Source organism: Thermoactinospora rubra, from assembly GCF_002093975.1.
In the GTDB taxonomy this organism is placed as follows: Bacteria; Actinomycetota; Actinomycetes; order Streptosporangiales; family Streptosporangiaceae; genus Nonomuraea; species Nonomuraea rubra_A.
The window spans coordinates 437,244-451,308 of sequence record NZ_KZ084324.1; the positions used below are offsets into that span (position 1 = coordinate 437,244).

Annotated in this window: 17 protein-coding genes; 13 read left to right on the forward strand and 4 right to left on the reverse strand. The window is 72.0% G+C overall.

All coding sequences use genetic code 11. The features are described from left to right. Positions 1–3: 3 nt before the first annotated feature. The 8 genes from BSB02_RS02240 to BSB02_RS02270 all read left to right on the forward strand — a co-directional run bounded on the left by BSB02_RS02240 (position 4) and on the right by BSB02_RS02270 (position 5,380). Positions 4–207 carry a helix-turn-helix domain-containing protein gene (locus BSB02_RS02240; protein ID WP_026214222.1) on the forward strand — a complete coding sequence of 68 codons (204 nt, stop codon included), beginning with the start codon at positions 4–6 and terminating at the stop codon, positions 205–207. A gap of 202 nt (positions 208–409) precedes the next feature. Next, positions 410–508, forward strand: coding sequence for a 30S ribosomal protein bS22 (locus tag BSB02_RS02245; protein WP_018654693.1), 99 nt, complete (start codon positions 410–412; stop codon positions 506–508). Between the two features lie 23 nt (positions 509–531). Continuing rightward, positions 532–1,500: an NAD-dependent epimerase/dehydratase family protein gene (locus BSB02_RS02250; RefSeq protein ID WP_084956002.1), complete on the forward strand. Its 969-nt coding sequence runs from the start codon at positions 532–534 to the stop codon at positions 1,498–1,500. After that, positions 1,497–2,402: a lysophospholipid acyltransferase family protein gene (locus tag BSB02_RS02255; RefSeq protein ID WP_240506110.1), complete on the forward strand. Its 906-nt coding sequence runs from the start codon at positions 1,497–1,499 to the stop codon at positions 2,400–2,402. The genes BSB02_RS02250 and BSB02_RS02255 overlap by 4 nt, the downstream gene beginning before the upstream one ends. Before the next feature lie 42 nt (positions 2,403–2,444). Beyond that, on the forward strand, positions 2,445–2,603 hold the full coding sequence (locus BSB02_RS40435; protein ID WP_158088536.1) for an NUDIX hydrolase: 159 nt from the start codon (positions 2,445–2,447) through the stop codon (positions 2,601–2,603). 156 nt (positions 2,604–2,759) lie between these two features. Next, positions 2,760–3,299, forward strand: coding sequence for an RNA polymerase sigma factor (locus tag BSB02_RS02260; RefSeq protein ID WP_338064315.1), 540 nt, complete (start codon positions 2,760–2,762; stop codon positions 3,297–3,299). A gap of 1 nt (position 3,300) precedes the next feature. Continuing rightward, complete coding sequence (locus BSB02_RS02265) at positions 3,301–4,281, forward strand: LCP family protein (RefSeq protein WP_084956008.1); 981 nt, start codon at positions 3,301–3,303, stop codon at positions 4,279–4,281. A gap of 55 nt (positions 4,282–4,336) precedes the next feature. Further along, entirely contained in the window at positions 4,337–5,380 is a 1,044-nt protein-coding gene (locus BSB02_RS02270) for an alpha/beta fold hydrolase (protein WP_084956010.1), read from the forward strand. 20 nt (positions 5,381–5,400) lie between these two features. On the opposite strand, the gene BSB02_RS02275 is transcribed toward BSB02_RS02270, so the two are convergent. The 3 genes from BSB02_RS02275 to BSB02_RS02285 form a co-directional block, all read right to left on the reverse strand. Continuing rightward, on the reverse strand, positions 5,401–6,276 hold the full coding sequence (locus BSB02_RS02275; protein ID WP_084956012.1) for an HAD family hydrolase: 876 nt from the start codon (positions 6,274–6,276) through the stop codon (positions 5,401–5,403). A gap of 19 nt (positions 6,277–6,295) precedes the next feature. Next, on the reverse strand, positions 6,296–6,883 hold the full coding sequence (locus BSB02_RS02280) for a DUF5667 domain-containing protein (protein WP_084956014.1): 588 nt from the start codon (positions 6,881–6,883) through the stop codon (positions 6,296–6,298). A gap of 146 nt (positions 6,884–7,029) precedes the next feature. Beyond that, complete coding sequence (locus BSB02_RS02285; protein ID WP_084956016.1) at positions 7,030–7,662, reverse strand: sigma-70 family RNA polymerase sigma factor; 633 nt, start codon at positions 7,660–7,662, stop codon at positions 7,030–7,032. A 176-nt stretch (positions 7,663–7,838) separates the two neighbouring features. Here BSB02_RS02285 and BSB02_RS02290 point away from each other — a divergent pair, with 176 nt between their 5' ends. After that, positions 7,839–9,248 (forward strand): putative quinol monooxygenase, encoded by a 1,410-nt coding sequence (locus tag BSB02_RS02290; RefSeq protein WP_084956018.1) that lies wholly within the window; start codon positions 7,839–7,841, stop codon positions 9,246–9,248. 3 nt (positions 9,249–9,251) lie between these two features. Here BSB02_RS02290 and BSB02_RS02295 read toward each other — a convergent pair whose 3' ends face one another. Further along, positions 9,252–9,488, reverse strand: a complete 237-nt coding sequence (locus tag BSB02_RS02295; RefSeq protein ID WP_084956020.1) for a glutaredoxin family protein — start codon at positions 9,486–9,488, stop codon at positions 9,252–9,254. 119 nt (positions 9,489–9,607) lie between these two features. Here BSB02_RS02295 and BSB02_RS02300 point away from each other — a divergent pair, with 119 nt between their 5' ends. The 4 genes from BSB02_RS02300 to BSB02_RS02315 are packed head-to-tail and all read left to right on the forward strand — an operon-like array spanning position 9,608 to position 14,032. After that, positions 9,608–10,303, forward strand: a complete 696-nt coding sequence (locus BSB02_RS02300; RefSeq protein ID WP_084956023.1) for a redox-sensing transcriptional repressor Rex — start codon at positions 9,608–9,610, stop codon at positions 10,301–10,303. Continuing rightward, on the forward strand, positions 10,300–11,550 hold the full coding sequence (locus tag BSB02_RS02305; protein ID WP_084956025.1) for a glutamyl-tRNA reductase: 1,251 nt from the start codon (positions 10,300–10,302) through the stop codon (positions 11,548–11,550). The genes BSB02_RS02300 and BSB02_RS02305 overlap by 4 nt, the downstream gene beginning before the upstream one ends. Continuing rightward, complete coding sequence (hemC, locus tag BSB02_RS02310) at positions 11,547–12,488, forward strand: hydroxymethylbilane synthase (RefSeq protein ID WP_276206305.1); 942 nt, start codon at positions 11,547–11,549, stop codon at positions 12,486–12,488. Before BSB02_RS02305 ends, hemC begins: the two co-directional genes overlap by 4 nt. After that, positions 12,485–14,032, forward strand: coding sequence for a bifunctional uroporphyrinogen-III C-methyltransferase/uroporphyrinogen-III synthase (locus tag BSB02_RS02315; RefSeq protein ID WP_084956027.1), 1,548 nt, complete (start codon positions 12,485–12,487; stop codon positions 14,030–14,032). Before hemC ends, BSB02_RS02315 begins: the two co-directional genes overlap by 4 nt. Positions 14,033–14,065 lie beyond the last annotated feature (33 nt).

A 14,065-nucleotide genomic window follows, 5' to 3' on the forward strand; every position in this document is an offset into this window, starting at 1 on the left:
TCGATGGGTGCAGGCGAAAGACCTCTCAGCGAGGTGAAGTTCCTGACGGTGGCCGAGGTGGCCACGGTCATGCGGGTGTCCAAGATGACGGTGTACCGACTCGTGCACTCGGGCGAGCTGCCGGCCATCCGAGTGGGCCGGTCGTTCAGGGTCCCGGAGCAGGCGGTACACGACTATCTTCGGGAGGCCTACATCGAGGCGGGATGAGGTAGCACCGGGCGACCCGGTGTGAATGCAGACGAGGATGGCGGCCCGGCCGAGCTTTGGCACGCGCCAACAGGCGAGGGCGAGAGCCGGCGGGCGAGGCCGGGCGCCACCCCCAGGGGGCGATCTACCACGGATCGCCGGTAGTCTGTGACGCGGTGTGCGCTCGCGCACCGGATCACCTCGCTCGACTCCTGGGGGTCTCATGGGCTCTGTCATCAAGAAGCGCCGCAAGCGGATGGCGAAGAAGAAGCACCGCAAGCTGCTCAAGAAGACTCGCATCCAGCGGCGCAACAAGAAGTAGCGGCTAGCGGCTGTGAGGCGCCGATGACCCACACCGTGCTCGTCACCGGGGTCTCGCGCCACATCGGCGCTCGGGTGGCGAGCGTGCTCGCGGCCGATCCGGGGATCTCCCGTGTCATCGGCGTGGACACCGTGCCGCCACCCTCGCTCGCGCGGGACGGCGGCATGAGCCTCGGGCGGATGGAGTTCGTCCGGGTGGATCTGCGCAGCCCCGACATCGCCAAGGTGATCGCGACCGCCGACATCGACACGGTCGTCCACATGAGCCTGGTCAGCGCTCCCACGCGCGGCGCGGGCCGGGCGGTGATGAAAGAGCACAACGTCATCGGCACCATGCAGTTGCTCGGCGCGTGCCAGCGTTCCGAGACGGTGCGTCGCGTGGTGGTCCGCTCCACCACGGCCGTCTACGGCTCCTCTCCCAGGGACCCGGCGGTCTTCACCGAGGACCTGGAGCCGCACGACGGCCCTTCGCACGGCTACGCGAAGGACGCGGCGGAGGTCGAGGGCTACGTGCGCGGCTTCTCCCGCCGCCGGCCCGACGTGACCGTCTCCATGCTGCGCTTCGCCAACTTCATGGGGCCCGGCGTCGACTCGCCGCTCACCCGCTACTTCTCCCAGCCTCTGGTGCCGACCGTGCTCGGCTTCGACCCGCGGCTGCAGTTCGTCCACGAGGACGACGCGGTCGAGGTGCTGTGCCGGATGGCCCTGGAGGACCACCCCGGCACGTTCAACGTGGCCGGGGCCGGCGTGCTGCTGCTGTCCCAGTGCGTACGGCGGGCCGGACGCATCCCCCTGCCGCTCCCGTCGCCCGCCTTCGGCCTGCTGGGCGACGCCGCGCGCCGCATGGGCCTGGTCGACTTCTCCCCCGAGCAGCTCAAGCTGATGAGCCACGGCCGCGTGGTCGACACCGCCAAGCTGGCGGCCGAGCTCGGCTGGCGGCCCAAGTTCACCACCGCGGCCGCCTTCGACGACTTCCTGAGGTGCAGACGGTGACGGCAGAACCGGCTAGGGTGATCCCCATCACCGACGCCCCGTCCCACCGGGGGGCCGCCGCCTCCTGCGAGGAGCGCCTGGCCGGGCTGCTGGCGTTCCTGCGCAGGCGGATCACGGGCGACTACGAGGTCGACGAGTTCGGCTTCGACCCCGAGCTGACCGACACCGTGCTGCTGGAGCTGGTCCGGCCGCTGTACCGGCACTGGTTCCGCGTCGACGCCCTGGGCCTGGACAACGTGCCCGGCGAGGGGGGAGCGCTCGTCGTCGCCAACCACTCGGGGACGCTCCCCGTCGACGCGCTGATGCTGCACGTGGCGCTGCACGACGAGGCCGGACGGCCCTGCCGCATGCTCGGCGCGGACCTGGTCTACCAGCTGCCGTTCCTGTCGCACCTTTCGCGGAAGTCGGGGCACACGCTCGCGTGCCGCGAGGACGCGGACCGCCTGCTGCGGAAGGGCGAGCTCGTGGGGGTCTTCCCCGAGGGGTTCAAGGGGGTCGGCAAGCCGTTCTCGGAGCGGTACAAGCTGCAGCGCTTCGGCAGGGGCGGCTTCGTCGCCTCGGCGATCAGGGCGGGGGTGCCCATCGTCCCGACGGCCATCGTGGGGGCCGAGGAGATCTACCCGAAGATCGGCGACCTGAAGACGCTGGCCCGGCTGCTCGGCGTGCCGTACATCCCGATAACGCCGTTCTTCCCCTGGCTGGGGCCATTGGGGCTGATCCCGCTGCCGTCGAAGTGGATGATCGAGTTCGGCGAGCCCATCAGGACCGACGACCACGACCCGGCCGACGCCGACGACCCCATCGTGGTGTTCAACCTCACCGACCAGGTGCGGGAGACGATCCAGCAGATGCTCAACGAGCTGCGCCTGCGCCGGGGACACGCCTTCCCGCCCTTCTTCTGACAGCCTTCTGATACTGCTAGCTGCCGCCACGACGAGCAGGGGATGGGCGAGGCCACGCACATCGGCCCGGCCGTCGACGCCTGGGAGGCCGACCGCGTCGAGTGGGTGCCGCTCGCCGGCGTCCGCCGCCTGATCGAGAAGCGGGAGATCGTCAACGGCACCAGCATGGCCGCCCTGCTCTACGTCCTGGCCGGGGCTTAGGCGCGCGTCTGCCGAGATCCGCGAAGGCCCACGCCGTTGGACTCGCCGTGAACCGCATGACCCCCGAGTGGCGAGACATGCTTGACCGGTTCCCCCGACGGAAGACACCCGCGTATGACCGCACCCCCGATAACCCGGGTCGAAGACAGCGACATCGTGCGCCGATCGTTGACCGAGCCCGAGGCGTTCGCCACGCTGTTCGACCGCTACTCCGGGATGATCTACCGCTACGTCTCCCGGCGGGTGGGGCCCGAGCACGCCGAGGACCTGGTGGGCGAGACGTTCATGGTGGCCTTCTCCCGGCGTCGCCACTACGACCTGAACTATCCCGACGCCCGTCCCTGGCTGTTCGGCATCGCGACCAAGCTGCTGTCGCGCCACCACAGGAGCGAGGCGGCGCGGTACCGGGCCCTGCAACGCAGTCCCGTGGAAGAGCACGTCGAGTTCCCCGCGGACGCCGTGGCGGCGGGGGTGACGGCGCAGGCGGCCAGGAAGGCGCTGGCCGAGGCGCTGGCCGCGCTGTCCAAGCGCGACCGTGACGCTCTGCTGCTGTACGCCTGGAGCGGCCTGACCTACGAGGAGGTCGCCCGGGCCCTGGACATCCCGCTGGGCACCGTGCGGTCCCGGCTCAACCGCGCCCGCCGGAAGCTGCGCGCCGAGCTGGGCGGCGCCGATCCGATGCGCGAGGAGGCGTGACATGGACGAGATGACGATGCTGCGCGACCTCGGCCGCGAGCTGGAGCACGAGCCGCCGCCCACGCTGGTGCGGCAGCGCCGGAGGATGCTGGGCGCCAGGAGGCGAAGGATCGGCTGGCTGCCGGTGTCCCTGGCCGCGGCGGCCACGGCGGTGGCGATCCTGGTGCCCGTGCTGCTCGCGGGCGGCGGGACCGCGACGCGGGTCCGGGAGCCCGAGGGGGTACGGCCGGCCGTGGTCGCGGGCGCCGTGAACATCCTGGTGGTGGGCAGCGACAGCCAGGCCGGCACGCCCCGGCTCGGGAAGGGCGAGCGCGGCGACGCGCTGCTCCTGGTCCACGTCCCGGAGGACAGGAAGGCCGTGACCGTGGTCAGCATCCCGCGCGACTCGATGGTCAAGCTGCCGGCTTGCGGGGGCGGGCGGCTCGACATGATCAACGCCGCCTACGACCGGGGCGGCCTGCGCTGCACGTGGACGACGGTCGAGCAGCTCACCGGCCTTCGCATCCACCACGCGGTGGCGTTCGACTTCTCCGGGTTCGAGGCGATGGTGGACGCGCTGGGCGGGGTGGAGATCACCGTGCCGAAGCCGGTCGACGACCCCAGGTCCAAGCTGCGCCTGGACAAGGGCAGGCAGACGCTCACCGGCCGGCAGGCGGTCGCCTGGGCGCGGCTGCGCGACTACGGCGACGGCTCCGACCTGCACCGCATCCGGCGCCAGCAGCAGCTCATGGCCGCCATGGCGCGTAAGGCCCGGCAGACGCTGTCGGACCCGGCCCGGCTGCGGGACTTCGTCGCGGCCGTCCGGCGGCAGGTGACCACGGACGAGGGCTTCGACCTGGAGACGATGTACGGCCTGGCCGCCGGCATGGGAGGGAGCACGCCGACCTTCGTCACGGTTCCGGTCAGGCAGTACTCCCCTGACCCGCACCGGGTCGAATGGCTCCAGCCCGACGCCGCGCGCCTGTTCAAGACGCTGAAATAAGCCATTATCGGATCCTTATTGGACGAAAAGTCCAGCAACGGTTATCGTCTGGGTCATGGAGATCAGGCGTGGCATCCGCGGAGCCCTGGCCGCGGGCCTGCTGCTCGGCGCCGCGGCCGGGCTCGCCAGGCGCCGCCGTACCACCCGTCAGGAGCCCGGACGAGAGCCGCGACAGGGCCGCTGTCTCACCGTCACCACGGGCGACGGCGTACGGCTGGCGGTCGAGGTCGACGAGGCGAGCGAGCCGAAGGCGGCGGTGGTGTTCGCCCACGGGTGGGTGCTCAACCGCGGGTGCTGGTTCCCCCAGCGGGAGGCGCTGGCCGGCGAGGCCATTCTGGTCTGCTACGACCAGCGCGGGCACGGCGCCTCCTCGGCGGGGGCCTACGACTGCTGCACCGTCGACCGGCTCGCCGAGGACCTGGAGACGGTCGTCGAGGAGGTCGTCCCGCCCGAGCTGCCCGTCGTCCTGGTCGGGCACTCGATGGGCGGGATGACCGTCATGGGGCTGGCGGCCCGGCGGCCGGAGCTGTTCGGCGACAGGATCAGGGGTGTCGCGCTGCTCGGCACCTCCTGCGGCGGGCTGGCCGGCAGCACGTTCGGCCTGCGCGGGCCGCTGGGCCGCGCCGTGCCGAGGATGACGCCGCTCGTGCTGGAGCGCATGCTCGCCAGGGCCCCGCTGATCGACCGCAGCGCCGCGCTGAAGCGGGGCGTGAACTGGCCGGTCACCCGCTACCTGGCGTTCGGCCCCGGGGCGAGGCGGGAGCACGTCAGCCTCGTCAACGGCATGGTCGCGGCGACGCCGACCGAGGTGATGGTGGGCTTCTTCCACGGGATCATGGCGCACGACAAGGCCGATGCCCTCCACGCGCTGGCCTCGGTGGAGACGCTGGTCATGGTGGGCGCCCGCGACCGGCTCACGCCGCCCTCGCACGCCCACAGGATCGCCCAGGCGCTTCCCGGCGCCCGGCTGATCGTCGTGCCCGGCGCCGGGCACATGCTCGGCCTCGAGCGCCCGGAAGTGGTCAACCGCACCCTGGCCGAGCTGGTCGGCAAAGCCCTGAAAGAGCCGATGCCGCCCGGAGAGCCGAAAGCCGCCTAGAGAGAGGCGTGCCCGGGACGCTAGAGCCGTTTCCGGTAGTGCTTGCGCAGCGCGATGCCCGCCGCGACCCCGCCCGCCACGGCGCCCGCGCCCGCGGCGATCGGCAGGGCCGTGAGCGTGGCCTTGCGCCCGGTGCGGAAGTCCTTGACCGGCCAGCCGTTCTTCTTGGCGTACTCGCGCAGCTCGGAGTCGGGGTTGATGGCCACCGCGTGCCCGACCAGCGACAGCATCGGCAGGTCGTTGGCCGAGTCGCTGTAGGCGGTGCACTTGGTCAGATCCAGCCCCTCGCGCCGCGCGAGCGCCCGCACCGCCTCGGCCTTGGCCGGGCCGTGCAGCAGGTCGCCGACCAGCCGCCCGGTGTAGACGCCGTCGACCGTCTCCGCGACCGTGCCGAGCGCGCCCGTCAGGCCCAGGCGCTGCGCGATGACCCGCGCCAGCTCGACCGGGGTGGCGGTGACCAGCCAGACCCGCTGGCCGGCGTCCAGGTGGGCCTGGGCCAGGGCGCGGGTGCCCGCCCAGATCCGGTCCGCCATCACCTCGTCGTAGATCTCCTCGCCGAGCCGTACGACGTCCTCGACCTTGCTGCCCGCCACGAAGGCCAGCGCCGTTTCGCGGGCCACCGCGATGTGCTCGGGGTTCTCGCTGCCGCGCAGCCGGAACATGGCCTGGCCGAGGGCGAACTTCACCAGGTCGGAGGTCTTGAACAGCCCCCTGGTGGCCAGCCCGCGCGCGAAGTGGTAGATCGACGCGCCCCGCATCATCGTGTTGTCCACGTCGAAGAAGGCCGCCGCCTGGAGGTCGGGCTCGCTGGGGGTGGCGGCCACCGCCGCCGCGGCCGCCACCTCGCCGGCCCGCTCCGCCTCCGTCTCGTGCCGTCGTCGCAGTAGCCGCCTCATGCAGTCAGCTTAAGGGGTCTCATCGCGGGGCAACGAGGCCGTCGATGTAGTCCAGGTAACCGCTGGCCTGGACCTGTTCGGGGCCGTCGAGCTGGGGGAGCATGCCCTCGACGAGGTTGCGCTGGTCCTCGGCGAACTTCTTGATCTTCGTCGAGCGGGGCAGCCGGCTGATGCCCGAGCGGGTGCTCCGGTCCATGTCCTTGAGGGTCGCGCCGACGTGCGGGCCGCCGTCGGGGGAGCGCAGCAGGGCGTCGAGCTCCTGGGCCCGGGTCTTGGCGGAGACCAGCTCGCGCTCGCCGCGCTCGACCGGGTCGGGGCTCAGCCGTACCAGGGTGTCCTCGGCGGCGCGCTTGAGCGGGTAGAGCGGCTCGCCGGGCACGGACCGGTAGGTGACGAAGGCGGCCAGCATCATGGCGGCGGCCAGGCCGACGGTGGCCAGCTGGGTCAGCCACGAGGTGCGCGGCACGGGCCGGACCGGGCTCCTGCGCGGCTCCGGCTCCCGCCCCACGGGCTCGGCCAGCAGCCGCTCCCGCAGCCGGGCGCGGAAGGCCGGGTCGGGGCCCGTGCCGGGCGGGGCGTCGCGCAGCTCGGCCAGCCTGGCGAGCACATCCTCCTGCGCCCTGCGCCGAGACCGCCGAGACCGCCGAGACCTACGCATGTGACCTTCTCACCGATGACCTTCTCACCGAGAGTGACACCCAGCCGCCCGCCCGACTGCTGTCCGTCTGACTAACGACGTCCGGTCCGCGGAGGTTACGCCAGGTCCGAGCGGAGGGCCCGGGCCAGGGCGCGCACGGCACGGAACTGCAGGGCTTTGATCGCTCCACTCTTCTTCCCCATGATCAGCGCGGTCTCGGCGAGCGAGAGCCCGTGCAGGAAACGCAGGACCACGCACTCCTGCTGCTCGGCGTTGAGCTCTCGCACGGCCCGTAACAGCCGGTCGTACACCAGCGCGTCGACCACGGCGTTCTCCGGGATGTGCGCGCCGTCGAGGGGGACGTCGAAGATCTCGCCCGTGGGCACCTCGAGCCGGTACCGCGAGGACTTGAAGTGGTCGGTCACGAGGTTGCGCGCGATGGTCACGAGCCAGGCGCCGAAGTCGCGGCCCTGCCAGGTGAAGTCGGCGATCCTGCGCAGCGCCCGGAGGAAGGTCTCGCTGGTGAGGTCCTCGGCCAGGGGATGGGACCCGACCCGGAAGTAGATGTAGCGGTAGACCAGGTCGAGGTACCTGTCATAGAGCGTTCCGAAAGCCTCGCTGTCCCCGGTCTTGGCACGCAGCACGACGGTGCGCAGGTCGTCGTCTCGGGCGGGGAGCTCGCTCGCTCTGGGGGAGGCGGCGGTCATGATCCCGGCGAGCGGCCATGATGCGGTATGGGGGTCAGGCATCCGGTATCCCTTGGGGGTTCGGCGTGCTCGAACACTCTAGAAATCAAGACTGATTTCCACAATGCACTTCAAACGGTGGCTTGGGCAGTCACAACGCGCGGATACGGTGTGCACCGACCTGTTTCCCCTCTTCGGCTACCGGCTGGGAGGCATCGTCCGGCAGCATTGGAGGCACCATGGAGATCCTCGTCGCTGTCCTAGCGTTCGCCGGCGCGCTGCTCGCGGCGATCGCCGCCGGAGCATTGGCCCGCCGTCTGCGTGAGGAGGCGGAGGGGTGGCTGATCGCGTGGACCGTGGCGGCCGCCGGGCTGGCGCTGGCGCTGGGCGGCGTCGGCGTGGGCTCGCTGGTGGGCTTCGGCATGGGGACGTTCAAGGTCTTCCAGCTCGGCGGGGCGCTGCTGGCGCCGCTGTGGCTGGGCATCGGCCTGGTCCAGCTGCTGGCCGAGAAGGTGCCGGCGCGGTTCGCGGCGTGGCTGATCGGCATCGCCTCGACCGTCGTGCTGTCGGTCGTGGTGGTCTTCGACCCGGTGTCGAAGACCGAGGCGATGACCAAGAGCGTGCCGCACGCGGCCACGCACTGGCCGCCCATCTTCGCCGGTTACGCGCTGGCCGCCGCGCACGTGGCGGTGGCGCTCGTCATGGTCGGCGCGGTCGTCGTGGCGGCCCTGCGCTGGCGCACCGGCGACGACTACGACCTGGACAACCTGCACGCCACCCTGGTCATCGCGCCCTCGACGCTCGCCCTGCTCGGCGCGATGCGCTTCAGCGTGCCGGGGATCTTCACCACCGCGCTGCTGCTCGTCGCGGCGGCCGGCATCTGGTACTCCGTGCTGCGCCCCCTCGCGCCGTACGAGGACGAGGAGGAGGACGACATCCAGCCCGAACCGGCCCCGCGCCGCACCGAGACCCCGCAGCCGCCGCAGGCCCCGCCCGTGCGGCCCCGCCGTACCTCCGGGCTGGGTGACCTGGTGGCCGAGTACCGCGCCGCCGACCCGCTCGACTCCGGCCCGGCCACCGGCGTCTTCCTGGCCAACGGGGTGACCTCCGGCGAGTACGGGATGACGTCCGGCGAGTACGGCAGGCACGGCGCGCCCCAGCCCCAGCCGATCCCCCAGCAGCCGATCCCCCAGCAGCCGATCCCCCAGCCGCCGCTTTCCCAGCCGCAGCGGCCCCAGCACCGGCAGCCGGACCTGGCCATGCCCGCGACCGGCGCGCTGTTCCCCGGCGCCGAGGTGTCGGCCGCCGCCTCCCGCCCCTCGCCCTCGATCTACGGCCTGCTGACCGTCTTCACGCTGATGGACGGCGCGGGCGCGGCGTTCGACCGGCTGGCCGAGGAGACGGTCGAGGCGGTACGGCGCAGCGAGCCCGACACGCTGGTCTACGTGTGCCACGGCGTCAAGTCGGCCCCGCTGCAGCGGATCGTCTACGAGCTCTACCGCGACGAGGTCGCCTACGCCGACCACCAGCGCCAGCCGCACGTGGAGCGGTTCGTCGCCGAGCGGCAGTCGCTGGTGCTGGCCACCAACGTGATCGAGCTCAACGTCAACGCCGCCAAGGTGATGCCGCTCCCGACGGCGCTGTTCTAGCTTCTAGGCGGTCAGCGCGGCCCTGAGCCGGTCCTCCGACACCCGCCAGAAGTCGTGCTGCACCCCGTCGACCAGCGTGACGGGGATCATCTCCCAGTACTTCTCCTGCAGCTCGGGCGAGGAGGTGATGTCGACCTCCTCCCAGGGGACGCCCAGCTCGCCGGCGACCCGGGCGATGATCTCCCGGGCGTCGTCGCACAGGTGGCAGCCGGGCTTGCCGAGCAAGGTGACGCGATGCATGCGTTCAAGGTTAGCCCGCGACTTTGTGCGTCGGTTCACAAAGGGATTAACCTGAAGGATGGTTCGATTTCGTTGACGCGACCCCGGGCACCGGTGTCGCCCTCACGCTCTGGAGCTCCGTGTCCCGTCGCCCGTCCCCCACCCGTGATCCCCGCGGCATCCCCGAGGCGACGGTCGCGCGGTTGCCGCTGTACCTGCGGGCGCTGACCGGGATGGCCGAGCGCGGGATCGCGACGGTGAGCTCGGAGGACCTGGCGACGGCCGCCGGGGTGAACTCGGCCAAGCTCCGCAAGGACCTGTCCCACCTGGGCTCGTACGGCACCCGCGGCGTCGGCTACGAGGTGGAGTACCTCGTCTACCAGATCTCCCGCGAGCTGGGCCTGACCCAGGACTGGGCGGTCGCGATCGTGGGCGTCGGCAACCTGGGCCGCGCGCTGGCCAACTACGGGGGGTTCGTCTCGCGCGGCTTCCGGGTGGCGGCTTTGCTGGATGCCGACCCCGAAGTGGTGGGCGACACGATAGCGGGGTTGAATGTTGACCACATCGACGAACTGGAGGCCGTGATCAAGCGGCGCGGGGTGTCGATCGTGGTTCTGGCGACACCGGCGGCGGCCGCGCAGCAGGTGTGCGACCGCGTGGTGGCCGCGGGCGTGACCAGCATCCTGAACTTCGCCCCGGTCGTCCTCTCCGTGCCCGACGGCGTCGAGGTGCGTAAGGTCGACCTGTCGATCGAGCTGCAGATCCTTGCGTTCCACGAGCAACGCAAAGCGGATCGCGAAAGTGGGGGGCCAGTGATGGCCGTGGAGAGCCAATGAGCGTTTTGGCGATCGGACTGAGCCACAGGAGCGCTCCTGTGGCGTTGCTCGAGCGCGTTTCCGTCTCCGGCGAGCGGCTGGAGAAGCTGCTCCACGACGTGCAGCAGGACGCCTGCGTCGCGGAGGCCATGGTGGTCTCGACCTGCAACAGGGTCGAGGTCTACGCGGCGGTGGACCGTTTCCACGCGGCCGTGACCGCGGTGACGGAGCTGCTGAGCAGGCACACCGGGGTCGCCGCCGAGGAGCTGACGCCGCACCTGTACGTCCACTACGAGGACCGCGCCGCCGAGCACCTGTTCTCGGTGGTGTGCGGCCTGGACTCCATGGTGGTGGGCGAGGGCCAGATCCTCGGCCAGGTACGGCAGGCGCTCAAGCTGGCGCAGCAGCGCGGCACGGTCGGCGCGGTGCTCAACGAGCTGGTGCAGCAGGCGCTGCGCGTCGGCAAGCGCGCCCACACCGAGACCGACCTGGACCTGGCCGGCGCCTCCCTGGTCACCGCGGGCCTGCAGCTGGGCGGCCCGGTCGAGGGCAAGCGGGCGCTGGTGGTGGGCGCCGGGTCCATGAGCGGCCTGGCCGTGGCGACGCTGGCCCGCGCGGGCGTGGGCGAGATCGTCGTGGCCAACCGGACCCACGAGCGTGCCGTACGGCTGGCGGAGTCGGTCGGCGGTCGCGCGATCAGGCTGGAGGAGATCGATCTGGCGCAGGTCGACCTGGTGGTCAGCTGCACCGGCGCGGGCCGCCATGTGATCACCCCCGCCATGGTGAAGGGCCCGCTCGTCCTGCTCGACCTGGCGATGCCGCACGACGTCGACCCCGCGGTGCGGGAGCTGCCCGGCGTGACCCTGATCGACCTGGAGACGATCAAGGAGTCGGGCGTCGGCGCTCGCGGGGACGAGGCGGTCCAGGCCGTGCGTAGGCTGGTGGCCGAGGAACTGCAGGCGTATCTGAGCGCCGAGCGGGCGGCCAGGGTCACCCCGACGGTCGTGGCGTTGCGCAGCAAGGCCGCCGACGTGGTGGAGGCGGAGCTGGGCCGGCTGATGACGCGCCTGCCGGACCTCGACGACCGGGCCAGGGACGAGGTGGCCCAGACGGTTCGCCGTGTCGTGGACAAGTTGCTCCACGAGCCGACCGTGCGTGTCAAGCGGCTCGCGACCTCGCCCGCGGGCGACCATTATGCGGAGGCCCTCCGAGAGCTGTTCGATCTCGATCCGAAGGTGCCGGAGGCCGTCAGGGAGGTGGAGCTGTGACGCCACAGCCGACGCAGCTGTCAGTGCAGCGGCCGGCGCTGCGCCTGGGGACCCGGCGCAGCCTCATGGCGACCAGCCAGTCCCAGATGGTCGCCGACGCCTACACCGCGCACACCGGGCGGGCCGTCGAGCTGGTGGGCATCACCACGTTCGGCGACGTGACCAAGGCCCATCTCGCGCAGCTCGGCGGCACGGGCGTGTTCGTCAGCGCGCTGCGCGACGCGCTGGTCGAGGGCACCGTCGACTTCGCCGTCCACTCCCTCAAGGACCTGCCCACCAAGCCCGACGAGCGCTTCACGCTGGCCGCGATCCCGGCCCGCCACGACCACCGCGACGCCCTCGTGGGCCACGCCAAGCTGGCCGACCTGCCGCCGGGCGCGAGGGTCGGCACCGGGTCGCCCCGGCGCGTCGCCATGCTGCGCGCGCTGCGGCCCGACCTGGAGTACGTCCCGATCAGGGGCAACGCCGACACCCGCATCGGCAAGGTGCACAGCGGCGAGCTGGACGCGGTCGTGCTGGCCGCCGCGGGGCTGGCCAGGATCGGCAGGGAGGCCGAGATCGTCCAGATCTTCGAGGTCGAGGAGCTGCTCCCGGCCCCCGGGCAGGGGGCGCTCGCGGTGGAGTGCCTGGCCGGCCGCGCCGACCTTGTCGACCTCCTGGCCGTGCTCGACGATCCGCTGACCCGTTCCGCGGTGACCGCGGAACGCACCGTGCTGGCCGCGCTCGAGGCCGGATGCTCGGCCCCGGTCGGCGCCCACGCCGTCGACGACGGCAGCACCCTGAACCTCACCGCCACGGTCGTCGCCCTCGACGGCGCCCGTGCGGTGCGCAAGTCCGCCGCCGGTCCCTCGTCCGACCCCAGCGCCCTGGGCCGCGAGCTCGCGGCCCGGATGCTGGCGGAGGGGGCCGACAGACTGATGGGGGAGCATTCCCAGTGAGCTCCGAAAGTCCGACCTCCGGGTTCGTAGCGTTCGTGGGGGCGGGTCCCGGCGACCCGGACCTGCTCACGCTGCGCGGCGCCGAGCTGCTGGCCAAGGCCGACGCCGTGGTCCTGGACCACGAGTCGCTCCGCCCGCTGCTGCGCCACTGCCGCCAGGGCGTGGAAGTGCTCGACGGCGGCGCCGGCTGGGTGGCCCAGGCCGCGGCCGGCAAGCGCGTCGTGCGCCTGTGCGAGGGCGATCCCATGCTGTTCTCCTCGATCACCGAGGAGGCCGCCGCCTGTGCCGCCGCCGAGGTGGACTTCGAGATCGTGCCCGGCGTCCCGCCCGCGACCGCCGTACTGGCCTACGCCGGCATCCCGCCGGCGACGGCCGTACCGGAGTTCAGGATCGTCGACGCCGCGCAGGAGCAGGACTGGGCCGCGCACGCCACCTGCCCCGGCACACTCGTCGTCTACAACGGCCTGGACCAGGCCGTGGCGATCGGCAAGACGCTGGTCGCGCACGGCAAGCCCGACACCACGCCGGTGGCGGTCAGCGCCTCCGGCACCACCACCGAGCAGCACACCGTCGTGTCCACGCTGGGCCGGCTCCAGGCCGACCTCAAGCACGCCGCGCTCGGCGAGCCCGCGCTCATCGTCGTGGGCGAGGCGGTGGGCCAGCGCGAGCGGCTGTCGTGGTTCGAGACCAAGCCGCTGTTCGGCTGGCGGGTGCTCGTGCCGCGCACCAAGGAGCAGGCGGCGGGCCTGTCGGAGCAGCTGCGCTCCTACGGCGCGGTGCCCGAGGAGGTGCCGACCATCTCGGTGGAGCCGCCGCGCACTCCGCAGCAGATGGACCGCGCCATCAAGGGCCTGGTCACCGGGCGCTACGAGTGGGTGGCCTTCACCAGTGCCAACGCCGTCAAGGCGATCAGGGAGAAGTTCGAGGAGTACGGCCTGGACGCCCGCGCGTTCGCCGGGCTGAAGGTGGCGGCCGTGGGCGAGGCCACGGCCAGGGCACTGGTGGAGTTCGGCGTCAAGCCCGACCTGCTGCCCACCGGCGAGCAGTCCTCCGAGGGCCTGCTGGCCGAGTGGCCGCCGTACGACTCGATGCTCGACCCGATCAACCGGGTGCTGCTGCCGCGCGCCGACATCGCCACCGACACGCTGATCGCCGGCCTGACCGAGCTGGGCTGGGAGTGCGACGACGTGACCGCCTACCGCACGGTCCGCGCCGCGCCGCCGCCCGCGCCCATCCGCGAGGCCATCAAGGGCGGCGGGTTCGACGCGGTGCTGTTCACCTCCTCCTCGACGGTCAGGAACCTGGTGGGCATCGCGGGCAAGCCGCACAACGTCACGGTGATCGCGGTCATCGGGCCGCAGACCGCCAAGACGGCCGAGGAGTTCGGGCTGCGCGTGGACGTCATGGCGGACAAGCCTTCGGCTTCGGCCCTCGCGGCGGCCCTGGCCGAGTACGGTCAGAAGAGACGCCAGGCCGCCCTCGCGGCGGGCGACGTGCCGAGGCGGCCCTCCCAGACGCGCCGCCGCAAGAGGGGAGCCCTATGAGCAACAGCACCGCCGCGCCCGCCACGACGCGGG

Excerpts from the sequence above, each read along its gene's own strand:
- BSB02_RS02240 (WP_026214222.1), top strand. The coding sequence starts at position 4 with ATGGGTGCAGGCGAAAGACCTCTCAGCGAGGTGAAGTTCCTGACGGTG.
- BSB02_RS02245 (WP_018654693.1), top strand. The coding sequence starts at position 410 with ATGGGCTCTGTCATCAAGAAGCGCCGCAAGCGGATGGCGAAGAAGAAG.
- BSB02_RS02250 (WP_084956002.1), top strand. The coding sequence starts at position 532 with ATGACCCACACCGTGCTCGTCACCGGGGTCTCGCGCCACATCGGCGCT.
- BSB02_RS40435 (WP_158088536.1), top strand. The coding sequence starts at position 2,445 with ATGGGCGAGGCCACGCACATCGGCCCGGCCGTCGACGCCTGGGAGGCC.
- BSB02_RS02265 (WP_084956008.1), top strand. The coding sequence starts at position 3,301 with ATGGACGAGATGACGATGCTGCGCGACCTCGGCCGCGAGCTGGAGCAC.
- BSB02_RS02270 (WP_084956010.1), top strand. The coding sequence starts at position 4,337 with ATGGAGATCAGGCGTGGCATCCGCGGAGCCCTGGCCGCGGGCCTGCTG.
- BSB02_RS02275 (WP_084956012.1), bottom strand. The coding sequence starts at position 6,276 with ATGAGGCGGCTACTGCGACGACGGCACGAGACGGAGGCGGAGCGGGCC.
- BSB02_RS02285 (WP_084956016.1), bottom strand. The coding sequence starts at position 7,662 with ATGCCTGACCCCCATACCGCATCATGGCCGCTCGCCGGGATCATGACC.
- BSB02_RS02290 (WP_084956018.1), top strand. The coding sequence starts at position 7,839 with ATGGAGATCCTCGTCGCTGTCCTAGCGTTCGCCGGCGCGCTGCTCGCG.
- BSB02_RS02295 (WP_084956020.1), bottom strand. The coding sequence starts at position 9,488 with ATGCATCGCGTCACCTTGCTCGGCAAGCCCGGCTGCCACCTGTGCGAC.
- BSB02_RS02305 (WP_084956025.1), top strand. The coding sequence starts at position 10,300 with ATGAGCGTTTTGGCGATCGGACTGAGCCACAGGAGCGCTCCTGTGGCG.